Source organism: Rhodococcus sp. KB6 (genome assembly GCF_001445685.1).
GTDB lineage: Bacteria > Actinomycetota > Actinomycetes > Mycobacteriales > Mycobacteriaceae > Rhodococcus_F > Rhodococcus_F qingshengii.
Genome location: NZ_LNAK01000024.1, coordinates 55,422 through 76,666, shown reverse-complemented (window position 1 = coordinate 76,666; position 21,245 = coordinate 55,422). Strand labels below are relative to the sequence as shown.

General features: G+C 63.9%; 19 protein-coding genes and 5 pseudogenes. 10 read left to right on the top strand and 14 right to left on the bottom strand.

Translation table 11 applies throughout. The annotated features are described in order from the left end of the window. Positions 1 to 8: 8 nt before the first annotated feature. A complete protein-coding gene (locus tag ASU23_RS05560) occupies positions 9 to 941 on the bottom strand; it encodes an alpha/beta hydrolase (protein ID WP_058037508.1) in 933 nt (310 codons plus the stop codon). A gap of 228 nt (positions 942 to 1,169) precedes the next feature. Here ASU23_RS05560 and ASU23_RS05555 point away from each other — a divergent pair, with 228 nt between their 5' ends. The 3 genes from ASU23_RS05555 to nudC all read left to right on the top strand — a co-directional run bounded on the left by ASU23_RS05555 (position 1,170) and on the right by nudC (position 3,285). Continuing rightward, positions 1,170 to 1,913 (top strand): alpha/beta fold hydrolase, encoded by a 744-nt coding sequence (locus tag ASU23_RS05555; protein ID WP_058037498.1) that lies wholly within the window; start codon positions 1,170 to 1,172, stop codon positions 1,911 to 1,913. A gap of 69 nt (positions 1,914 to 1,982) precedes the next feature. After that, entirely contained in the window at positions 1,983 to 2,285 is a 303-nt protein-coding gene (locus ASU23_RS05550) for a Dabb family protein (RefSeq protein WP_058037497.1), read from the top strand. Between the two features lie 73 nt (positions 2,286 to 2,358). Further along, a complete protein-coding gene (gene nudC / locus ASU23_RS05545; protein ID WP_058037496.1) occupies positions 2,359 to 3,285 on the top strand; it encodes an NAD(+) diphosphatase in 927 nt (308 codons plus the stop codon). Between the two features lie 40 nt (positions 3,286 to 3,325). On the opposite strand, the gene ASU23_RS05540 is transcribed toward nudC, so the two are convergent. The 4 genes and pseudogenes from ASU23_RS05540 to ASU23_RS05525 form a co-directional block, all read right to left on the bottom strand. Beyond that, positions 3,326 to 5,152: a sigma-54-dependent Fis family transcriptional regulator gene (locus tag ASU23_RS05540; RefSeq protein WP_253741221.1), complete on the bottom strand. Its 1,827-nt coding sequence runs from the start codon at positions 5,150 to 5,152 to the stop codon at positions 3,326 to 3,328. 90 nt (positions 5,153 to 5,242) lie between these two features. Continuing rightward, positions 5,243 to 5,641, bottom strand: a pseudogene (locus ASU23_RS05535) (acyl-CoA synthetase); the annotation flags it as partial. Between the two features lie 53 nt (positions 5,642 to 5,694). Beyond that, positions 5,695 to 6,024 (bottom strand): recombinase family protein, encoded by a 330-nt coding sequence (locus ASU23_RS05530; protein ID WP_253741219.1) that lies wholly within the window; start codon positions 6,022 to 6,024, stop codon positions 5,695 to 5,697. A 457-nt stretch (positions 6,025 to 6,481) separates the two neighbouring features. After that, entirely contained in the window at positions 6,482 to 6,964 is a 483-nt protein-coding gene (locus ASU23_RS05525) for an ester cyclase (protein WP_058037507.1), read from the bottom strand. Between the two features lie 15 nt (positions 6,965 to 6,979). On the opposite strand from ASU23_RS05525, the pseudogene ASU23_RS05520 reads away from it, so the two are divergent. Beyond that, positions 6,980 to 7,345 (top strand): annotated as a pseudogene (locus ASU23_RS05520) (DDE-type integrase/transposase/recombinase); the annotation flags it as partial. A gap of 460 nt (positions 7,346 to 7,805) precedes the next feature. Here ASU23_RS05520 and ASU23_RS05515 read toward each other — a convergent pair. From ASU23_RS05515 to ASU23_RS05495, 5 genes and pseudogenes are all read right to left on the bottom strand, one after another. Next, positions 7,806 to 9,539, bottom strand: coding sequence for a sigma-54-dependent Fis family transcriptional regulator (locus tag ASU23_RS05515; RefSeq protein WP_253741217.1), 1,734 nt, complete (start codon positions 9,537 to 9,539; stop codon positions 7,806 to 7,808). 177 nt (positions 9,540 to 9,716) lie between these two features. Next, a pseudogene (locus tag ASU23_RS05510) lies at positions 9,717 to 10,645 on the bottom strand (AMP-binding protein); the annotation flags it as partial. 93 nt (positions 10,646 to 10,738) lie between these two features. Next, complete coding sequence (locus ASU23_RS05505; RefSeq protein ID WP_005564687.1) at positions 10,739 to 11,050, bottom strand: EthD family reductase; 312 nt, start codon at positions 11,048 to 11,050, stop codon at positions 10,739 to 10,741. Between the two features lie 116 nt (positions 11,051 to 11,166). Further along, positions 11,167 to 12,228 carry an alpha/beta fold hydrolase gene (locus tag ASU23_RS05500; protein WP_011600043.1) on the bottom strand — a complete coding sequence of 354 codons (1,062 nt, stop codon included), beginning with the start codon at positions 12,226 to 12,228 and terminating at the stop codon, positions 11,167 to 11,169. A gap of 37 nt (positions 12,229 to 12,265) precedes the next feature. Then, positions 12,266 to 13,906 (bottom strand): NAD(P)/FAD-dependent oxidoreductase, encoded by a 1,641-nt coding sequence (locus ASU23_RS05495; protein WP_058037492.1) that lies wholly within the window; start codon positions 13,904 to 13,906, stop codon positions 12,266 to 12,268. A gap of 227 nt (positions 13,907 to 14,133) precedes the next feature. Between ASU23_RS05495 and ASU23_RS33220 the strand changes: the two are divergent. From ASU23_RS33220 to ASU23_RS05480, 3 genes and pseudogenes are all read left to right on the top strand, one after another. After that, positions 14,134 to 14,418: pseudogene (locus ASU23_RS33220) on the top strand (helix-turn-helix domain-containing protein); the annotation flags it as partial. Positions 14,419 to 14,881: 463 nt separating this feature from the next. After that, entirely contained in the window at positions 14,882 to 15,526 is a 645-nt protein-coding gene (locus ASU23_RS34475; RefSeq protein WP_058037491.1) for a DUF6461 domain-containing protein, read from the top strand. 476 nt (positions 15,527 to 16,002) lie between these two features. Then, positions 16,003 to 16,305: a putative quinol monooxygenase gene (locus ASU23_RS05480; protein ID WP_058037489.1), complete on the top strand. Its 303-nt coding sequence runs from the start codon at positions 16,003 to 16,005 to the stop codon at positions 16,303 to 16,305. 275 nt (positions 16,306 to 16,580) lie between these two features. Here ASU23_RS05480 and ASU23_RS34735 read toward each other — a convergent pair. Together ASU23_RS34735 and ASU23_RS05475 are read right to left on the bottom strand one after the other, a co-directional pair. Then, a pseudogene (locus tag ASU23_RS34735) lies at positions 16,581 to 16,757 on the bottom strand (IS481 family transposase); the annotation flags it as partial. 95 nt (positions 16,758 to 16,852) lie between these two features. Continuing rightward, on the bottom strand, positions 16,853 to 17,095 hold the full coding sequence (locus ASU23_RS05475; RefSeq protein WP_058037488.1) for a hypothetical protein: 243 nt from the start codon (positions 17,093 to 17,095) through the stop codon (positions 16,853 to 16,855). Between ASU23_RS05475 and ASU23_RS35265 the strand changes: the two genes are divergently transcribed. Together ASU23_RS35265 and ASU23_RS05465 are read left to right on the top strand one after the other, a co-directional pair. Beyond that, positions 17,083 to 17,310: a VOC family protein gene (locus ASU23_RS35265; RefSeq protein WP_058037487.1), complete on the top strand. Its 228-nt coding sequence runs from the start codon at positions 17,083 to 17,085 to the stop codon at positions 17,308 to 17,310. The two genes, ASU23_RS05475 and ASU23_RS35265, sit on opposite strands and share 13 nt — an antisense overlap. 1,400 nt (positions 17,311 to 18,710) lie before the next feature. Further along, a complete protein-coding gene (locus tag ASU23_RS05465; protein ID WP_308125228.1) occupies positions 18,711 to 19,049 on the top strand; it encodes a MerR family transcriptional regulator in 339 nt (112 codons plus the stop codon). A gap of 110 nt (positions 19,050 to 19,159) precedes the next feature. Here ASU23_RS05465 and phoU read toward each other — a convergent pair whose 3' ends face one another. Both phoU and ASU23_RS34730 read right to left on the bottom strand, forming a co-directional pair. Further along, on the bottom strand, positions 19,160 to 19,822 hold the full coding sequence (gene phoU / locus ASU23_RS05460) for a phosphate signaling complex protein PhoU (protein ID WP_058037485.1): 663 nt from the start codon (positions 19,820 to 19,822) through the stop codon (positions 19,160 to 19,162). A gap of 171 nt (positions 19,823 to 19,993) precedes the next feature. Further along, on the bottom strand, positions 19,994 to 20,614 hold the full coding sequence (locus ASU23_RS34730; protein ID WP_058037505.1) for a PAS and ANTAR domain-containing protein: 621 nt from the start codon (positions 20,612 to 20,614) through the stop codon (positions 19,994 to 19,996). 215 nt (positions 20,615 to 20,829) lie between these two features. Between ASU23_RS34730 and ASU23_RS34725 the strand changes: the two genes are divergently transcribed. Beyond that, entirely contained in the window at positions 20,830 to 21,147 is a 318-nt protein-coding gene (locus tag ASU23_RS34725; RefSeq protein ID WP_253741213.1) for a hypothetical protein, read from the top strand. The last annotated feature ends 98 nt before the right edge of the window (positions 21,148 to 21,245 follow it).

Genomic DNA, 21,245 nt, shown 5'->3' with positions numbered 1-21,245 from the left:
CACCGTGGTCAGTCGGCGAACTGCTTGCCGAGGAATTCGACGACGGCGCCGTGCAGTTCGGCGCTGCGCGGAATGGCGCCGGTCATCCAGTACACGGCATGGACAAGGCCTTCATACAGTTCGACCTGCACGGGGACGCCCTGGTCGGCCAGCCTCCGGCCGTAGTCCACGCCCTCGTCCCGAGTGACCTCGTATTCGTTGAGCAACAGCAGGGTGGAGGGAAGCCCCGACAGATCCGCGGCCTTGGCCGGGGAGGCGTACGGATTCTCGGCGTCTTCCGGGGTGGCCAGGTACTGCTCCCAGAACCAGTCGATGGCTGCCGTGGTGATCAGGTACCCCTCGGCGTTCTCCTCGCGCGACGGGAATCGTGCCGTGCCGTCGATGACCGGATAGATCAATACCTGAGCGCGCAGTGCCGGGGTGCCGGTGTCGCGTGCCCGGAGGGCTGTGACCGCGGCCAGGTTGCCTCCGGCGCTGTCACCCATGACGGCTACGCGCGTGTCGTCGCCACCGAAGTCGGCTGCGTGCTCGACGACCCAGTTCAGTGCCGCGAACGCATCGTCGGGTGCGGCAGGAAACTTGTGCTCGGGAGCCAGCCGGTAACTCAGTGCAGCCACGATGACTTTCGCGTCGGCGGCGAGCGCGCGACATGGCTGCTCGGTGACGTCGAGGCTGCCGGCGACCCAGCCGCCGCCGTGGATGTACACCACGATCGGCAGAGGTGTTTCGGACTCCGGGATGTAGAGACGCACTGCCTGGTCGCCACCGGGGCCGGGGTAGACCGTGTCGACGATACGAGCGACGTCCGCCTTCGGTGCCTGGAGGCCGCTGAAGGACTCGACGACCTCACGGGCTTCAGCAATGCTCATCTGCTCGAACGACTTCAGTCCCTGCTCGTGCAGGGTGTCTATCAAATTCTTGACCGCAGGATCGAGTGCCATGGTGTTCTCCTTCATGTCGTGGGCAGGTCTGTTCAGCCGGCAGGTGGAGCCACCCTATGGGTGCGTTCGGCGCGGGGAGTGTCCGAAAATCACACACGCACCTGCGCCCCCGGGTGTCACGGGCGTGTGTTTCACAATCGGACACGCCGACGCCCTGCGGTTCTAGTTTCATTCGGAGTGATCAACAGACGGCTGGAATTTCAGCGTCGCCGACAGAGAGGAACGCCAGTGAACGCGATTGCAGCGATCGAAGGAAGCGGTGACCATCGGATCCTGGTGTTGCACGGCTGGGCGCTGGACAGCAGCGTATGGCTCACCGCCCGCGCCCGGACGGATCAGTCCCGCTTCACCTACGCGTACCTCGACTTTCCGGGATACGGGGTCAACCGTCCCGAGCCACCGGCCGACGGAATCGACGGGATGGCCGCGGTCGCCCTCGACGCCGCCGATCAGCTCGGATGGTCGACCTTTTCCGTTCTCGGACATTCGATGGGGGGCACCACAGCGCTTCGGGTGGCGACCCTCGCACCTGAACGCGTGACCTCGGTCGTCGCACTGACGCCCGTCTCCCCGGCAGGTACCCCTCTCGACGAGGCGACCTACGGTTCCTTTGCCGGGGCCTGGGCCGACCCGGGTGCAGCCATCCGTGGCGCGCTGGCACCATACATCGACGAGACAGATCTGAAGAACCTCGTCGACCGCAACCGCTCGACGATGGATCAGGCAACGTGGGAGTCCTACCTGAAGAACTGGACGAGTCCCGACTTCCTCGACCGGATTGGCATCTACGAAGGGCCTACCACCCTGATCGTGGGTGAGAGCGACCCGTTCGTCACTGCCGAGTACCTCGGGGACACGTTGGCGGCGTTGAAGAACGGGAACCTGAAGACCATTCGGGGCAAAGCCGGGCACTACCCCATGGTGGAGAACGCTCCGGAGACGGTGGCGTTGTCGGAGCAATCTCTGTACTGATCCGGCCGGGAACGCAACCGGTTCCGACTATGCCACGTTCGAATCACGAATCCAGGGAGGATTCTCACCATGTTGAATCACGTTGTGACGTTCAAATGGAAGCAGGACGTCAGTGACGAGCACATTCAGTCCTTTCATGAAGCTCTGAGCGCGGTCTCGGAGAAGATTCCGGAGGTCGTGGAATACCGTTACGGAAGGGATCTGGCCCTCAAGCCCGGCAGTGGTGACTACGCAATCTCCGCGACCTTCGAAGACGTCCCCGACTTTCGCACATACCTGGCACATCCCGATCATGTGCGCCTCGTCCAGGAATTCATTTCGGTGATGGCCGAATCGTATTCGTCCGTTCAGATCGAATTCGCCTCGCGATAGGCGCGACCGGACCGTCGTTCGTCGAACGACGGTCCGGTCGACAGTGTCGCTCGTTTCCGAAAGTTGTGATCCAGTGGTGAGTGTCGAACACACCGGGCAGGCCCCGTCACGTGGTGCCCTGAGCCGTCCCGTCTCGGTGCGGGACGACGCGGCTGGGTGGGTGGAGGCGTGGCCGGATGCCCGAATGCTTCGCGTGAACGGTCGCGGTCAGGTCCGGCTCGTCGACAGACAACTGATGCTGGAACCGGCCGCCGACCTCTACTCCGAGCCTCCCGCGCGCGCCGTGCTCCTCGGCGTCTGTGGCACGGTGCACGAGTGGGCGGTGCGGGACGAGTTCCTCGCTGACAAGTCCTCTGCGGGAACCGAGGTCGAGGTCGGTGACCTGCGCTCACACGGAGCATTCCTCGATGCTGCTGACGCCGACCGGTATGTCACAGCGTTGGCATTGCTGACGTGGCAGGACGACGCCCATTTCTGCGCGCGGGATGGAGCGCCGACAACGATCACCTCGGGTGGTTGGATGCGCGTGTGCACGGCGTGCGGCCGGGAGGAATATCCGCGTACCGATCCCGCGGTCATTTGTCTGGTGCACGACGGGGCAGACCGAGTACTGCTGGCGCGTCAGGCGAACTGGCCGGCACGGAACTTCTCGACGCTGGCGGGCTTCGTCGAGGCGGGCGAGTCTCTGGAAAGCTGTGTGGCACGGGAAGTTGCGGAGGAGGTCGGTCTCGTCGTCTCCGACGTGGTCTACGTCGGAAGTCAGCCCTGGCCCTTCCCACGCTCCCTCATGCTCGGATTCCATGCCACCGCCGACCCTCGCGACGAGCTCGTCTTCAGGGACGGCGAGATCGGCGACGCTCTCTGGTGCACCCGCGCGGAGGTACGGGAGGCTCTGGCTGCCGGGGATTGGACGAGCTCGGCGGCTGCGCACGTGTTGTTGCCCGGCGCAGTCTCGATTGCCCGGCGCATGCTCGAGGCCTGGGCGCGAGCCGGTGACTGACGCTCTGTCTCGATCGGCACGGTCCCGTCGTCGACTGGCACTACTGCGGAAGGAACCGGCTTCCGTCGATTCCTAGGGCGCGCATTTTGCGGTAGAGGGTGGAGCGAGCTACCCCCAGGCGTTGCGCAGCCAGTAGTTTGTTGCCCTCGGTCTCGACGAGTGCCCTGAGCAACGCGTCGCGCTCCGCCAATTCGAGTGAGGTCGAGGCGTTTCGGCGGCGTAGATCACCGTCGCGGTATCCGTCGGGCAGATGCTGCACTCCGATGTCGGAGCCCATCGACCGCAGGAGCGAGGACGCCAGAACCGATTCGAGCTCTCTGACATTTCCCGGCCAGTCCCGCGCGAGCAGCAGTTGCAAAGCAGTGGGTTGCAGTCGCAGGCCGTTGCGGTCCGGGGAGTGCTTACGTAGTAGGGCGACACTGATGTCGGCGATATCTTCGGACCGATGTCGCAGTGGATCGATCTCGATGCGGCGCATGAAGTGATCGCACAGTCGTCCGGCGGGGCCTTGGCGGATCCCTTCGCCGGCGGTGGCAATGATGTGGGCGCGATGGTCGACGGCCTCGCTGAGGACCGCGCAGACGTTGGAGACCAGTTGTTCCGGCAGGAGATCGAGATGCCGGATGATGAGGGCTCCGTCGACCTTGTTCCAATTGACCAGTCCGGCAATCCACGCGTCGGGGTCGATGGAGGCGGTACCAGCGTCGAACACGGTGAAATGGCCGTCGGCATCCTGCATCCGGTGGAGGGCGCTCGCGGCGAAGAACTTGCCGGCGCCGGGTTCTCCGGTGACGAGCACAGGTGCGTCGATCGCGGCGAGCCGCTCGAGCTCGGTCTGCAGTCGTTTCGTCGACAAACTGCGGCCGGGGATCTTGACAGTCTCCGTGCGTCTTTCGACGGAGGAGGCCGACGCCAATTGACGGGCGTACGACTTCTTCGTATCGCGGGGATGTGGCCGCATCTCGATGATGATGCCCGCCGGCGTTCGGGAGTCTCCGACTCTACGTGCAGTTGCGGAAACCGTGACGTTGTCGGCGAGTCTGACTTCCCCGATGTATTCGTCGCGGCCGGCCAGCATTCGGCATGCCCAATCCCACAAGAGCGCCTGGTCGGACGTGTCGATGATCTGCGCGGCCATCGGAGTGGTCATGATGACATCCTGATTCAAGGACACCACTGCAGAGGAGCCGCGTCGAGAGGCCTGCAGGAAGGACTGGAGAAGCAGTTGCTCGCGATCGGAGGACTCGGCGTAGAGGCGCGACTGAATCTCGCGAACGGCTGATTGCGCCAGGGCGCCCATCAGCGCGTTGGAGTCCGACAGGTTGGAGGTGATGTCGAGTATGCCCTCCACGGTGCGGGTGATCGGATGGATGATAGGGACGCCGACGCACGCCAGGCTCTGCAGCGCCTCACGGAAGTGCTCACCACCGCTGACTTGGAACGGTCGTCGCTCCTCCAACGCGGTGCCGATCCCGTTGGTGCCGGTGTCCTCCTCGGCATAGCGGAAACCGGGTGCGACGTAGGCGCGGTCCAAACGCGCTCGCAACCCTGCGTCGCCCGCCCTGCGGTCGACGATCTGAGCGGCGGAATCGGCCAGCAGGATGGTCGCGGGGGCGTCCTGCAGGTGCAGGACGAGGTTGTCGATCACGGGATCGGCGGCTCTCCTCAACCGGCTGTCGCGATCGACGTCCGGCGTGTAGGGAAGGTCGCCATCGCCGGACGAGACGCCGATAACTTCACACCGCCGCCACGACGCCTCGATCTCGGGTCGGAGGGTGCTCAACGCCTGGCTCTCTCGTGATGGCGCTGATGTCCAGAATCGTTCACGTTCGTTCCATGGCTCGCGGCTCGCCTTGTCGATACTCATAGCCACCTTACATCACTGGTCAGGGGATTTTCTGAGCTGATCCCCCTCGCAATGTAACCTGGCTCACATCTGTGGCAGTGTCCCGTTTTGCTACAGTCCGCCCACTGTCCCGGACCCGGTGGGGATGACTGCAACGTTGTGGTCGCGACCATCGGAGACTGTGCTCGCCGGGTCTGCCGAGGTGGGCCGACCTGTGTTTTCCCGATGTTGTCGTCTGATGTCGGCTTTGTCGATCTTGCCCACCGCAGTCTTGGGGATCTCATCGACTCTCACGAAGCGATCGGGCAGCCAGAACCGGGGGAGCGTCGTCGCCAGGAACGACCGGAGCTCCTCGTCGGTCACGTCGGCGTCCAGCCGGAGCCACGCGAGGGGGCGTTCCTGCCATGTGTCGTCCGGTATGGCGATGACGGCGGCCTCCGAGACAGCAGGATGAAGCACGAGCGCATTCTCGAGGTCCACCGAGGAGATCCATTCCCCACCGCTCACCAGCCCCGTCCCCAGGCAGCTCGCGCGTGCCCCCACACCACCCGTCATGGAGGAAATCACATCCCGAACATGGCACGACCCTCGGCCGTTGCGGTGTCGATGCCCTGCTCGAGGACCGTCAAGCCGACCCCCCGTTCGCGGAGCTCGGCCCCGAGGGTGATCAGATGCGGCACCGAGCGACCGAGTCGATCCAGCCGGGTGATCACCAGGGTGTCGCCCTCGCGCAAGCGCTGCAGCACCCGATCCAACTGCGGCCGTGAGGCTTTGGCCCCGCCGGCGTGATCGATGTGGATGTTCTCGGTGGCCACCCCGGCGCGCCGCAGCGCAGCGACCTGATGGTCGGGGTTCCCGTCCGTCCCGGAAACCCGCGCGTAGCCGAGCAGCATATGTCGACAATAAGCTGAGCCTGCGTCTCTGACGGCGTCCTGCACCGGCGCGACCGCCGGGCCAGCACGTGGCGGGGGACGGCGTTCTGAATGGTGCAGGCGGTGAACACCTGGGCGCATCACAAGCAGTCCGTCACGGGCGCTCAGGAGGGCGCGATTTCGTGTCGCTTCGCTACGTCTAGGTCGGCGGGGGTGCTCACACGATCATGTCCCGGAGCACCGCGGCGGCGTTGGTGAGGTGCAGCTGCACGTCGGCCTGGGTGCCCAGTTGCTCGCGCACGGCGGCTGCTGTCGGTTGGTTGAGGTCGGTCATGCGATCACTCCGTCTGTTGTGAATGACTCGGACGTGTGGTGCCCGCGGCCCGCTGGATAAGCGTTTCGGCAAGAATTGCGGTCGTGGTGGCACGCTCTGCCCGGGGAAGATGACACGTCCCGGACTGAGGGGATGTGCCGCGGCTCAGGAGCGGGTGAAGCGGGATCTGAGTTTGTGCATGCCGACCATGATCTTTTCTGCGGTGCTTCCGGGTTCGGGGACCAGGCCCAGCTGTATGGCGATGTCGTTCATGTTGACGATGATCCGGAGTGTGGCGATTTTGCCGTCGCGGTATTCGTGGATGTCGACGCCGTCGAAATCGATGTGTTTGCCGGTGGCGGGGATGCCAGGTGGGTCGAGCGGGCCCTGGTGGGTGGCGGTCGCCTTCCACCAGTAGGCGGCGCGGGGGCCGTCACCCGCGATATGTGGGCCGGCGATTAATTCGAAGGTCAGGTCGGGGAACGCGCGCCAGCCGTGGTCGAGGAATTCGCGTACGTCGGCTTTGCCGCGCATGGTCTTGGGCCAAGCGGAGTCGTCGTAGACGATGTCGTCGGTGAGCAGCTCGAGGACCTGTGTGGGGTCGTGGGCGTTCCACGCGTTGCCCCAGCGCTCGGCGAACTCGTCCACCCACGCGGGGTCGTTGCGGCCAAGAAGTTCTTCCGTCGCCTGCTCAAAAGGCCTGGAGTATGTGCCGCGGGTACTGTCACCGACAAACTGGCCAGCTACACCGTCGCGCACCGCGAGTTGCTGGGCTCGGTCGAGCATCGCCGCTCGAAGTATCTGAACAATCGAGCCGAGAACTCGCACCAACCGACCCGGCAGCGCGAGCGGGCGATGAAACGGTTCACATCACCCGGGCACGCGCAACGGTTCCTGTCCGCGTTCAGTTCGATCTCACCGCACTTCCGGCCGGGCCGGCACCGGCTCTCGGCGCCCGAATGGCGTACCGAGATGGCCGACCGCTTCGCGGTCTGGCGGGAAGTCACCGCGATCGACGTTGCCGTCTGAAAAGCGAACAACTCGAGGGTGGTCCATAGCATCATCTCAAAAACCAACTGTGCCGCTATACTTTTCAATCAACGTGACAGTGCCATTCAGCGTTATCAGGGCATGTCGGAGTCGTTCATTGGACTGCCCTCGGGAAATCCCGTAGGTGATGAAGATCTGCTCGGCAGGAATGCCCCCGTATGGCACAATGTCTGTGCCAGTTGGATCAACTTCACCCGTGGGTCGGTGACGTCCTTGGCGCGGGCCGCTGCGAGTCGTCTGCAATTGCGGAGGCGCTGGTACTCACGCGTCGAACAGTCCAGCCAGTAATGAGGTCCGGAGGTGTTGGAACTTCGGCTTTCGCCGACTCGTGCTGGCAAAGAGACGGCCTCCGGCGCAGTGGAACCTGTGCGGCTCGACCTGGCATCAAAAGGGGATTCGGACATGGTGGCTTACCTCATGGTGTGACCCGCCAAGGGGATCACACCTGAATGCCGAATGTGTCGATCTTTCGATAGAGCGACGACCGGGCGATCCCCAGCGATTTCGCCGCCGCCACGCGATTGCCGCCACATTCACGGAGCGCCACCACGATGGCATCACGTTCGGCGCTCTCCATCGCCGTCATCGTCCGCCGAGGCGCCGAACTGAGTGCGGGTGGCAGATCGACTGCGGTGATCACCCCCGCCGGCTTGGCGTGCAGAGCGTGCTTGAGCGTGTCCACCAACTCGGCGATGTTTCCCGGCCAGTGGTATTTCTTCAGCACCCGTAACACGTCGTCGGGGATGTCGGCGTCGCGGTGAGGTGCGAGCTGCCCCAAGCACATTCGAATGATTGCCGGAATGTCGTCGGGATGGTGTCGCAACGCGGGGACATCGATTGTCGTGGTGAAGTTGCGAGCAAGGGCGGAGTGAAGGAGCCGATCTCCATCGGTGGACGAGGTGGCAATGATCCACCGCGCCGGATAGCCGCGCTGATCGGCGGACACCACATCGGAGACGGCCTGGTCCAGGCGGGCGTCGAGCACGTCGATATCGCGGAGAACGACGGTGGTGGCGGCGGAATCCAGCGCGTTTCTCAGGCGTTCCTCGACGGATTCCACGGGGTGACAGTCCACGACGGCAATCGGAGCTTGTGGGTTCTTGTACAGATGTGCCCCGCGCGCAAGGGTGAGCCGGCCGCTTCCACCTTCTCCCCGCAGGATCGTGTTGGCATCGGTGGATGCCAGGGAGATCAGCTCCCTGCTGCACCGGGTCCATTGCGGTGAGGATCCGGTCGATCCGGGCAGCGCAGGAAGGCTGCGGTGGTGCGTGGTCGAGGACCTGGTGTGCGGCGGCCGTTCGACTTCGAGGATCACTCCCGCGACCTCGGCACCATCCTCGATGATGTTGCGCTTGACCGTGATGGTGCCGCCCGAGGGGAGGTGAAGGGCGAGCTGGGTGATCCGCGAGGGGCCGAGCAGCGAATGTGCTTCCTCGCGGAGGAACGCCTCGTCGATCGGATCGAGCAGGCGAGAACCGATGGTGTTCGACATGAAGACGCCGCAGCTCAGTGAGTACACAGCGACCTGTCGACGTCGACAGGCTGCGAGGAACTCTCCCAGCACGAGCTGTTGTTTCGCCGATCCTGTCGAACGCAGTGCCGACTCGACGTCCCGTGCAGCCCCGAGCGCGAGTTGACGCATCAGCGGGTTCGCCTCTCGGGCGAGACCGCTGATATCGATCAATCCTTCGACACGTCCGAGGATCGGATTGTGGATGGGCGCGCCGGCGCAGGTGAAATCGTGGATTGCCTCGTGAAAGTGCTCGCGGCCGTCGACGTAGACGGCCATGCCGGTCTCGAGGGCGGTGCCGACGCCATTGGTGCCGATGAGTTTCTCGGAGTAGTTGAACCCTGGCGCGAAATAGACGCTGTCGAGCTTGGCGGCAAGGACAGGATCATTGTCGCGCCGCAACATGACTTGGGCATGCTCGTCGGTCAGCGCGACGCTGAGTGACATTCCGGACAGGTCGTCGTGCAGGCGATCGAGGATCGGTGAGGCGCATTGCACCAGCCGGCGACGCAGGTCGAGGTCTTCGACGAACTGGAGACGAGGAGGGCTCGAACCGTCCGGCACCACGCCCGCCTGACGAGATCGCTGCCACGACTGGGCGATGAAGCTGGAGACCTCGTCCGTTGCGGACAGGGATGAAGCGGGGCGACGATCGGTAGTCACTCGCCGCCGCCTAGGGTCGCTGTCCATCAAATCTCCGTCCTGGTGTCTCCGACGCACCCCACTACTGTGTCGCAGGTCACTTTCCCTGAGTGTCCCAGAATAGGACATCGGAAACCTGCGTCGACCCGCGACCGACCGTCCGGGCGGATGCCGGCACTGCGGATTCGCAGCGCCGAGCTATTCGCCGCGGAGCGCCGGTCTCAGCGCGTCGAGCACCGCAGGGTCCTCGATGGTGAGGGGACCGGCTCGTCGTGGCCGTCGGCGATGGCCCGCATCGACTTGCGGAGGATCTTGCCCGACCGCGTTTTCGGCAGTGCCTCCACGATGGTCACCTGCCGGAAGGCTGCCACGGCGCCGATGTCTCGACGCATCGCGGCGATCAACTCGCCCTGCAGCGTGTCGTGATCGATGTCGATTCCATCTTTGAGCACCACGAACCCGCGCGGCAGTTGACCCTTCAACCGGTCGGCCACGCCGATCACCGCGCACTCGGCCACCGCCGGGTGCGCCGCCAGCACCGCCTTCATCAACCCAGGGGAGAGCCGGTGCCCAGCGACGTTGATCACGTCGTCGGTACGTCCCATCACGAACAGGTAGCCGTCCTCATCGAGGTATCCGCCGTCACCGGTGAGGTAGTAGCCAGGGAACCGCGTCAGGTAGGACGCGACATACCGTTCGTCGGCGCCCCACAGGGTGGGCAAGGTGCCCGGCGGCATCGGCAGCTTCAGGCAGACCGCGCCTTCCTGACCGGGCCCCATCTCGCTGCCGTCCTCGTCCAGAATCCGCACGTCGTACCCGGGCACCGGCACCGACGGCGAACCGGCCTTGATCGGCATCGGTTCCAACCCGCGCAGGTTCGCCGCGATCGGCCATCCGGTCTCGGTCTGCCACCAGTGGTCGACCACCGGTACACCCAACTTGGCCTGCGCCCACCGGTAGGTCTCCGGGTCCAGCCGCTCACCGGCCAGGAACAACGACCGGAACTTCGACAGATCGTAGTGCGCCACCTTGGCCGCCTCGGGATCCACCTTTCTGACCGCGCGCAGCGCGGTAGGGGCGGTGAACAGGGCTTTCGCTCCGTATTCGGAAATGACCCGCCAGAGAGCGGACATTGCGTGTGACGGGTGGTTGGCGGAGCCACCGAACGGCGCATCCCGGACCGCGGGGCGTTCACGGTCCGGGATGTGCGCGGCCTCAGGTCAGGCGGAGGGGATGAAGTCGTCGGTGACGAACAGGGTGGCTCCGCCGGTGGCGAAGTTTCCGATGTCGGCGGCGGCGGCCTGCCCTTCGGGTGAGGCGAGTCCGTCGTCGAGTGCCTGCCGGGAGTCGAAGCTCAAGACGGCAACGAGGTGGTAGGGCGCCTGCGACTGGTCGAGGGCGCTGACCTTGCCGGCGTGCCAGGTGCGAACACCGGGGATCTTGTCGGCCAGTGGGCGATGGGTGGTGCTGTAGTACTGGTCGAAGGACGCGGGTTCGTCCGGGTGGCCGTAACAGACGATCAGATGATGCATCGATTTTCTCCGAAAGGGTTGTCAGACAGCAGGATTATTGGACTCGGGCGACCGGGTGGTTCGCGGCGGATGAGCTGGCTGTGTCGATCAAGCTCGACGCCGCGCCCGGCCCGGCTTCAGACCTCGATGTCGAGGAGGTCCCCGAGGTGCCGGTCGATCTGGGGCATGTAGGTCGGTGAAACACCGAACAGACCCAAGTGACCAAGGGTGTCCTCGACGACCCGCAGTTCGCTGTTCTTGATCAATTCCTGCTCCGGGACACAGTCCCGGACCGGGAACAGTTGATCCTCGTCGATGGGCATGACGAAGGTCTTGGCGGTGATGCGGCCGAGTGCTGCCGCCAGGTCACCGCCGGTATGGCGGGCGACGTCACCGCGCTGCCACGCCCACGACTGCGTGAGGAGCGCGTTGGGGTCCATCGCAGTGAAGTAGGGCTCGAGGAATCCGCTCAGGAACGCCTCCTTGGAGTCGAACTCCATCGCCCGCCACACCTCATGCTTCCAGAACTCGGTGGAGAATCCGACGATGGCCCAGATGTGGGCCTGCCGGATGAGCCCGTCGACGACCTGTTCGTTGGAGGTGTATTCCCCGCCGTTCCAGCCCGGACTCGACTGGATCGCTTCGCGCATCGCCTCGGCGATGAGGAAGTCGCCCGGCGTGTTCTGTGCTGTGCCCGCAATCGGCGCGGCGCGCAGCACCTTGTCGGGGAAGCGCACCGCCCACTCGTAGGTCTGCTGGGCGCCCATCGACCCGCCGGTCACCAGGGCGAGGCGTTCGATGCCGAAGTGCTCACGCAGCAGTCGCTCCTGCGCGACCACGTTGTCGCCGATGCGGACGTGCGGGAACTTCGACATCGCAATACCGGCGTTGGCGCCGGCGGCATTATGTGGGGAGACCGACAGCCCGCTGCCGATCTGGTCGATGCAGACGATGAAGTATTTCTCCGGGTTGAGCGCGTGGTCGGGGCCGATGTAGACATCCCGCCAGATCTGGTGTGTACCCGAATACCACGTCGGGATGAGGATCGCGTTGTCCTTGGCCTCGTTCAATACGCCGAAGGTTGCCACCGCCAGCTGGCAGTCGGGGATGGAACCGCCTTCCTCCAAGTCGAGTTGTCCGATGCCGATCAGTTCGTAATCGCCATGAAATTCGTTTGTGTAGTACGGGTTCTCGATCATTGTCGTCCTCCTTTGGGCCGATGAAGTGGATGTCGGATCAGCTCAGTTGAAAACCCTTGTACCCGGCGGCCGCTGCGGCGAGGGTCTTCTCCCGATAGGTGCCGACTCCGCCGATGTAGGACAACACTCGCCGAGGCTTGCCGGGGACGTTGGCGCCGTTGTACCAAGAGTCGGTTTTCGAGACCAGCGTGGCGTTCGCGGTCTCGTCGTGATGGGCGACCCACTCGTCTTCACCGGCCAGCGTCGGCTCGATGACGGTGTGGTCGTGCGCCCGCATGTACCGGATGCATTCGGCGATCCACTCGGTCTGTTGCTGCAGGCAGGTGGTCATATTGCACAGTGCCGCGGAAGGCGCCAGAGGGGCACCGGTCGTGAGCATGTTGGGGTAGCCGTGCACCATCAAGCCCATGGTCGTGCGGATGTCGCGATTCCAGTCGTCCTTCAGTGCCCGGCCGCCGCGCCCGCGGATGTCGATCCGCGTCAAAGATCCGGTGCCGGCGTCGAAGCCCGTGGCCATGACGATGACGTCGACCTCGTGCAGCGTTCCGTCGGCCAGGACCAAGCCCTGGGGCACGATCCGGGTGATCGGGTTGTCGCGGACTCCGATGGCCTCGACGTTCGGCCGGTGATAGGTCTCGAGGTAGTTCGTTTCCAACGGCACACGATGTGTTCCGAAGCCGTAGTCGGTGGGGATGAGCAGGTCGCACAGGCGGGGATCCTGGAGCCGTGCGCGCATCTTGCGTCGAACGAACTCCGAGATCTCTTCGCTGATCTCCTCGTCGTAGAACATCTCACCGAACGAGGCGAGCCACAGCTTCAACGAGCCGTTCTCGTAGATCTCCTCGAGTACATCGTTGCGCTGCTCCGGTGTCAGATCCGCCCACACGTGCTCGAAGTCGTACTCGAAGCCGCTGAACGTATTCGGCAATGTTTCTTTCAGCTCGGCGAACCGGCTCTTGTACGCCGCCACGTCCGACTCGTCGAAGGTGGGGTTCTTCATCGGGAGGGCGTACTGAGGTGTGCGGATGAAGACCTTCAGATGTTCGACCTTGTCGGCCACGGTCTGGATCACCTGGATGCCGGTGGCACCGACGCCGATGACGGCGACACGTTTGCCGTCGAGATCGGCGCCCTCTTTCGGCCAGCGGGAGGTGTGGAAGATCGGCCCGCTGAATTCTTCCTGGCCCTCGAACACGTACGACATCGGAGCCGAGAGCATTCCGCTGCAGGTGACCAGGAACCGGGTGGTGATCGTCTCGCCGCGATCGGTCCGCACGATCCACTTGTCGGCCCGCTCGTCGTAGTGCGCACTGGTGATCATGGTGGACAGTTGGATGTCGCGGCGAAGGTCGAGGGTGTCTGCGACGTAATGCATCCAGCGCTCGATCTCCGGTTGGCCGGGGAAACGCTGGCTCCAACTCCAGTTCTTGTACAGCTCTTCCGAGAACAGGTACTGGTAGATGTACGCCTCGGAATCGAAGCGCGCACCGGGATAGCGGTTCCAGTACCACGTGCCGCCGACGTCGCCGGCGGTGTCGTAGGCCCGCACTCGCAGACCCTGTTCGCGGAGCTGGTGCAGCTGGTACAGACCGGCAACCCCCGCGCCGATGATCAGCGCATCCAGTTCGAGCGATTCCGTTGCCGAAGTTTCCGTGGGCGCAGAAGCCGTAGTCGACATCTCATACCTTTCTGTGGTTCAGGTCACTGAGAAGTCATTTTTGTGACAACCGCCACCGCCAGCTGTCCCAGCTTCGGACAGTTCGGTAGGCCCGTGTTCGGAAGCTACTGCCTATGCCGGTGAACGCCCCTTTCCGGGACGGTGCCGGTAGGCGTTCCTTGGGTTCGTGCGGTGATCGCAACACCACTGATCAAAGGGTGTTGCACGTGGTGAAATATTCTCATCGGATGGTTCCGGAGATCTTTCAAACGTTCTGGGCGGGGATGGCTGCGGGTGAGTTCATCACGGACGCGGCCGAGGCGGCCGGCTCGTATCGCAAACAGGGTGCTCGGTGGCTTGCGGCCTGTGGTGGGGTGTGTCCCCGGCGTGGCCGCAACCTCAAGGGCCGATGTTTGACGTTCGCGGAACGGGAAGAGATCGCCATCAGCATCGCCGCAGGTCACACGCTTCGTGACATCGCGACAACCCTGAACCGGAGTCCGTCGACGATCTCACGCGAGATCGCCCGCAACCGTGAGCCGTCCGGGCGGTACCGAGCCAGATCGGCGCACGCAGCCGCCTACCATCGGGCCTTGCGGCCCAAACCGTCGAGAACGCAAGTAGTGTTCGTCGCTGCCAGACGCCACGGCGGTGATCTGCAGGCGCTGTCGTTCGGAAGGGTCAGCAAACCATTGAGCGTGGTCGCTGTTCGCGGCGCCGTACGGCGTGGTCTTAGTCATAGTGAAGCTTCCTCTGGCAGCATGCTGAGCAGCTCCCTTTCCTGGCCGGTTAAGGGAAGCGCAAGGTATGGCTTCGAAGGTCACTGCTCACGTGGGTAGTCGCACGTTGCGACCCCACCGATGGCTATTGTCTGACCTTGCGGCTCGACGGAACCGGTGGATATGGTTGTACAGCAACGCTTTATCGTTATACAAGCCGTGGCCTCCTGCTCGTATCCGTCGCAAGTTCGCCTCTGCGTTTACCCGTCCGCTGAGAGTGAGCAACGCCAGCATCGCTGCCGCCGCCCTCGGCGCAACTCTCGGAGCGGCCGGCGCGTTCTGGTTCTCCAGGATCACCATCAACACCGACTACTGGACCGGACTCGCCCCCGCGATGCTCGCCATCGCCCTCGGCTTCGGGCTCGGCGTCATCGCGCTCTCCCAAGCCGCCGTCTACCGGGTCGACGCAGACATGGTCGGTATCGCCTCGGCACTGCTCAACACAGCCCAGCAAATCGGCGTCGCGCTCGGTCTGGCAGTACTCGCCGGGGTCGCCGCCACCGCGACAGCAGCAAGCGGCAGTACCAGCCCGCAGGCGCACGGCCGCGGTACTTTCCTTTGGTACCACGAAGGCCAGGTCAAGTGCGCTTTTGACCACCATATTCCGAGCGGCCGTCGAGGGACGGACCCGGACGCCGTAGTGCCCTGGCTAGAAGAGATCGGCGGATTTGGGCGCCTCTCAGAGGAAGCAGAGTTTCCGGCGACCGTACACACCGAAGCTGCCGTCATGGCGCTGATGGAGCGCGTTTCGGGCGTACAAGTAACGCACTCGTTGCTCCACGACTCGACGTTCCTGACTGCATTGGTGAGGCCAACTCCCGGGGTCTTCCTGACGGCCTTGTGGCCAGCGAACCGAGCGTAATTCCGGTTGCCTTTCGTCACTGGTGACGAAATACGGTGCAGCGCAATTGATTACGCCGATAATATAGATTACGTCAGGCGGATAGGCGTGGGGACGATGAAGGTGCGGCGGCGTGGCGGCTGGTCGCGAAAGGGGGTTTGGGCGGCGGGTTGCACTGATGAAGCGCGCGGCCGACGGCTAGTCGGTAGGTTTTGTGAGTGCAACTCTGAGCTCCATTCGCGCCGTTCCTGGACCAGCCGCGCTGGCCGCGATCGCCGTCCCCAGCACCACATTGGTCGACGGCTCACCGAACTCGCCGACCTCCGCCCTGGTCGTCGCAGCGTTCGTACTGCTCGGGGGCCTGTGGGTCGCCTTCATAGGGTCGTTCTTTCTCGACGATCTCCCCCATAGAGAGCCGGTAACCAATGGGGGGTCACTCGTCGGCGACATTCAACGCGTGCGCTTCCCGCGACCGTACGAGAGGAAGAGGTGTCGTCATGAGTGTGACCAAGGGACTGCTGGTCAGGTTCGACGCGTTGCCCGGGAAGGAGGACGAGGTGAGGGACTTCCTTGACAGCGGCCGTGGGCTTGTCGAGGGTGAGCAGGCCACCGTCGCGTGGTTCGCGATCCGCCTCGGCCCGTCCTCGTTCGGGATCTTCGACGTTTTTCCGGACGACGCCGGACGTGACGCCCACCTGTCCGGACCCGTGGCGGTAGCACTCGGCGAAAACGCCGGCACGTTGTTCTCCGAACCCACGATCGAGAAGCTCGACGTCCTGGCTTCCAAGCTCCCCGCCTGACACCACGGATTCGGGGCACGAGACTCGAGCGGAGGGGTCGCTGCGCGGCGTCCTCGGGCTGACGCAGCCCGCCCTTGGCGCGGCAGCGGCCCCTTCTCTGGGGCTTGTTGCCCGCGTACACCCTGATATGTCGGTGTGGGGACAGGTCCACGTGTAAGTCGGTGTTCGGCGTTCCGTAGTTGTTCGCTGAGGTGAGTGGGCCACCCTGGGAGTCGTCTTCCGGCAAGTTGACGATTTGCGCGGCTTCGCATTGTACGAATTGTCGATAGCACACGTCACCGCCAATTGTACCGACCCGACAGGTTGGGTACGCGGTCGGCGGGTGAGTTGCCCCGGAGTGCGGTGTGGCCGCGTTCGTGATTGTAGATGCGAAGGAACTCAGGGAAGGCCGCGACGCGTTCGGACTCGCTCAGGTAGGGGCGAGCGTAGGCCCATTACTCCTTGGTGCGATGCGGACACGATTGGGGCCGAACGCGTGCGCGTCGGTGTGCGCCAAGCCCAGACCCACTGACCGACGAGGCGTTGGCCGGGGTGGTCGACAGCACGCTTATGTCGGGAGGTCTGCGGTGCGGTGCCTCGGTTGCGGATACGCCGGATGATGCTCGATGCGGCTGATCATCGCCGGCTTGCCGAGTTCTACCGGTGCCTTCTGGGTGCGCAGTACGAACCGGGTAGTGAACCCGGCCAGGAAGTCGAGCCTCGATTTATCGATCTGGTCGAGTCGGCTACGGGCGCCCGGTTGGGTTTTCAGGTCAGTGAGAACTATCAGCGTCCGGATTGGCCGGATCACCGAAGGGTTCCGACTCAGGGGCATCTCGAATCAGTGTCCAGGAGGGGGAGCTTGATCAGGCGATCGACTTCGCCGTGTCCCTGGGTGCATGTGTCGCCAGTGTGGTGGAGCGCGATGAGGGGATCGTTGTTCTCCTCGATCCTGAGGGTCATCCTTTCTGTTTCCTGACTGCCGCTGTGCCCGAGGCGCCCGTCAGCGACTCGGAGGTGCGCTGACTGCGGTAACGGAGGTTCGCCCTTGTTCTGCGGATGAGAGGTGGTGCGGACGTTAAACCTTGCCGGACTACTGGCCTGCGGGAATGACTGAGTTCGGTTGACAGTTGTCGGCCTACGGGATCAGTTCGATTTCGTCGGAATCGTATCCGAGGAGCGGTGCGATGCCTGATTGGGCGGTGTCGCCGTAAATTGGTTCTACGCCTTCTGCTTCGAACATCTGTGAATGCAACTCGTCCACGTCCGTGGGGTGGGATGAGCGTGCGAAGCATGCCGCCGACACCGACGCAACCCTCCTCGCCATCGGCGACTACCACGCCACATTCCGTCGCCACCACAACAATTGGCGATTCGCTTCATTCGCAGTCACACGCGCCTGGCAGACCAACCCCTGAGTTGCCACAACTGTGCATTTCGGGATGTGGACTCAATTGCCATACGGTCCAAACCTATTCGGGAAAGGGCCCACGAGTGATGAATCCGTCCGGGTCGCGTAGGTAGGGCGGCGCGAGGTGTCACTGCATTGCCTACCTTCGCGTCAGGCTTGCACGGAGTGGCCGCCTGCTCGACCCCTGGTTGTCGGTAACATTTCAGTCACCGGGTAGACCAAACCTGACGGACTGTTTTAGGGTGGAGGTGCAGGGTTGAGCAAAGAGCCCGGCGCGGAAAGTGGGTCCCCGTGCTGTGTGCTCAACACGGGGACGTCTCACCTCGTGGAGTCCCCGCCCGGCATCAGTCGGTGGGGACTCCACTTCGACAGTATGCCAAGTTGGTGTATCTGCAGGTTACGTAAATATTGCAGGATGCGGAAGACGCCCGCTCCAGTCCGGGACCTCGATACTCGTCCTGTCTTAGTGGCTGGCGTTGTCATGGCGTGCGTGCGCGTGGGTCCGTGATCGACTGCGCGAAGCATCTCGACTTTCGAACTGACGTGATGCTGCCGTTGGATGCGCCGGTTTGCTCGTCGATCGCGATCGGGAACATCGGTTTCAGGTATGGGTTCGATGGGGTTGCCGTCGTTGACATGGTGGACGACCAGGCGCAAATTTCCTCTCTTCGAACCGGCGGCGCAGGCGTCACAATTTCTATCGTGGCGGGGGTAGACATTCTCTCTTGGTGTGTTGTATCTTTTTCTTGCAGGAACGAAATCAAGAGGTGCGGGAGAGATGAACTACCCGCAAGCAGTACCGCAGGGCAGGGACGTGCCGGGGCCGAAAATTGTTGTGAGTGTGTAGTTCAGGTCCCGGCACCCCCTTCACGAGGGTTACCGGACATGGTGTGTGCGTTCGGAAGCCCGAAGAGTGCAGTTGTTGTTAGTTCAGTGAGTGAAATCGGCCCCGTCTCGGCCCCGGCGCACCCCCCGCGCCGGGGGCCCCGTCCATTCGAAGTGAAAGTAGACCGCCATCTCGGCAGAGCGACCCGCCGGCGACCTGTCCGGCAAGTTCGACGACGAAGACTATCCCGCCTACAGCATGGGCCACGCCGCCGAACTCCTCGGTGTCCGGCAAGGATTCCTCCGCAGCCTCGATGCCGCGAAACTCCTCACCCCACAACGCTCCGCCGGTGGGCACCGCCGCTACTCGCGCTACCAACTGCGTATCGCCGCCCGCGCGCACGAACTCGTCGCCGCCGGCACCCCACTCGAGGCTGCGTGCCGGATCATCATTCTCGAAGATCAACTCGCCGAAGCGCGCCGCATCAACGCAGAACTTCAACAACGCGAGAACGGGGCCGGCGTCTGATCGCGGTTGGTTTCGGTGAATGAGCCGGCAGGAAGGAGCCTCGAGCCTTTAGCTGGGGTTCATGGTTCCCGGGGTGGTCGAGTGGTGACGGTGATCTGCGAGTGTGGTTGTCAGAGAAGGGTTTCGGGTCGGGCTGGGAGTTGTCCGGTTTCGAGGAAGATGATGCGTCGTCCGATGTCGACGGTGTGGTCGCAGAACCGTTCGTAGAACCGTCCGAGGAGGGTGACGTCGACTGCTGCTTGTACTCCGTGTGGCCATTGTGGTGCTTGGGTGACGGTGAACAGGCGCCGGTGCAGTTCGTCCATGACGGTGTCGGCGGCGACCAGCTTTTCGGCGCGTTCATGGTCGAGGTGGCGGAGTACTACTTGGGTTTCGGTGGCCCGGGCTACCGCGGTCTTCCCGATGTCCTGGATGACTGGCTGTGCTTCGGGTGGGACCGCCGGTGTGGAGTGGCGCAGGCGCGCGATCTTCGCTACATGGGTAGCGAGTCCGCCCATGCGTTGCAGACTGGCGGCGATGTGCAGGCCGCCGCCGGTGAATCGCAGGTCATGCGCGACGGGGGCCTGTAGGGCGAGGAGTGAGAATGCCTGGTGTTCCCAGTCGGCGGCGGCTTTGTCGAGGTCGGTGTTCGCGTCGAGTACTCGTTCGGCGGTGGGAAGGTCGACATCCAGCAAGGCTGTTGTTGCGTCGGCAATTGCTGTGATGGTGAGAGCGCACATGGCGGCGAGACCGGCAGCGAGGTCGTCGAGGCTGTCGGCGAAGTGTGTGCGCATCTGCTCACCTTAAGCGTGCCGAATGGTGTGCGACCAAGACTGGCAACAAAGGTGCGCCGGCCGATATGGACTCGAACCGAGCCGAGTGCCGAGTCGGGGTCACCACAGGGCCAGCGCTCCGGTGCTCGCGGCCATGAAGAACACACGCTGCGACCGCGTCGCAGCGTTGTGTCAGGTGGTGTGGAGCAGGAGATGATCGAAGCGTGTGCGTACCGCGGTGGGGATGTCGAGGTCGGTGGCTATTCGGGTGAGGAGTCCTTCGGCGATGTCGCGGAGTTTGGTGTTGGTGTGTTGGGAGTGCCAGACGAGGACGTCGAAGGCGCGGTCGGCGGGGATGCGGTAGATGAGCATGAGCATGCCTTTGGCTTGTTCGATCGCGCCGCGGGAGGCGGTGAGGTCGGCGACGACGTCGTCGACTGCTTCGGAGACGGTGGTGTCGATGGTGTCGGTGATGTCGATGTAGAAGCCGGAGCTGCCGATGACGGCACCGTCGTCGTCGAGGACGCGGTCGCCTACGACGACGACCGAGCGGGTGTGCCCGTGGGTGTCGATGATGCGGTGGCGGCTGCTGAATGCTCCGCCGGTGGTGCGGATGGTGTGCAGGGTGTGGGCGACGTGGGCTCTGTCGTCGGGGTGTTTGTGGGAGAGGAGCAGTTCGGTGGTCGGGGTGACGGCGGCGGTGGCGGGGTCGTATCCGTGCATGCGGGCTACGGTGTCGGACCATTCCCATCGGTCGCCGTGGCGGTGGTAGAGGAATCCCCCGACTCGGTGTGGGGCACCGGCTTTCGCGATCGGCTCTAATGTTCTGTTGTCCTCTGCCGGCACTCGTACGCCCTTCCGATCTTGCCTGTCCTCACTTGCTTGTTCGATGAAATTTATCGGATACGGCGGGTGACGGCGACACGTGGTTCCAGTCAGGGAGTGGTAATAGGCGAGGGCGACAGGGCGATCGTTATCGTCTGGTCGTGGTGTGTCCGGCCGGTCGAGCGGGGGAGGGATGGAAGCGCGTGAGTGTCGGTGTGTGTCGGGAGAAGTTTCTGGGGGAGTTGGGGCAGCTGTGTGGGCGGTTTCCCGATGATGCGGTGTTGATCGGGTCCTACGAGGCGGTCGTCGGCGGTGACGATGTGGTGTTCGGTTTGTTGATCGAGTTGGTGGGCCCATTGGCGCCGCTGTGTGCTGATGAGTTGTGGGAGTGTGTGAGCGGGTTTCTTCGCGACTTGAGGCGGGTGGAGTTGTTCGGCGAGCCGATCCAGTTGAGAAGTCCTGCGCGGGGGCGTTGTTCGCGGTACACGCCGCCGTCGATACGTCCGGTCATCCGGCTGTGATCGAGTGCCGGAAATGAATGCGGGATGCGAACCCTGAACGGCGTGCAGGTGTGCCCACGACGGGTCGGTGTGTGTATCCGTTGCCCGCGCGCATGGGA

What these genes read in the sequence shown, in the direction of transcription:
- ASU23_RS05550 (WP_058037497.1), top strand. Translation starts at nt 1,983, where the DNA reads ATGTTGAATCACGTTGTGACGTTCAAATGGAAGCAGGACGTCAGTGAC.
- ASU23_RS05540 (WP_253741221.1), bottom strand. Translation starts at nt 5,152, where the DNA reads ATGAGTATCGACAAGGCGAGCCGCGAGCCATGGAACGAACGTGAACGA.
- ASU23_RS05500 (WP_011600043.1), bottom strand. Translation starts at nt 12,228, where the DNA reads ATGATCGAGAACCCGTACTACACAAACGAATTTCATGGCGATTACGAA.
- phoU (WP_058037485.1), bottom strand. Translation starts at nt 19,822, where the DNA reads ATGCGCACACACTTCGCCGACAGCCTCGACGACCTCGCTGCCGGTCTC.
- ASU23_RS05505 (WP_005564687.1), bottom strand. Translation starts at nt 11,050, where the DNA reads ATGCATCATCTGATCGTCTGTTACGGCCACCCGGACGAACCCGCGTCC.
- ASU23_RS05480 (WP_058037489.1), top strand. Translation starts at nt 16,003, where the DNA reads ATGAGTGTGACCAAGGGACTGCTGGTCAGGTTCGACGCGTTGCCCGGG.
- ASU23_RS05530 (WP_253741219.1), bottom strand. Translation starts at nt 6,024, where the DNA reads ATGCTGCTCGGCTACGCGCGGGTTTCCGGGACGGACGGGAACCCCGAC.
- ASU23_RS05495 (WP_058037492.1), bottom strand. Translation starts at nt 13,906, where the DNA reads ATGTCGACTACGGCTTCTGCGCCCACGGAAACTTCGGCAACGGAATCG.
- ASU23_RS05560 (WP_058037508.1), bottom strand. Translation starts at nt 941, where the DNA reads ATGGCACTCGATCCTGCGGTCAAGAATTTGATAGACACCCTGCACGAG.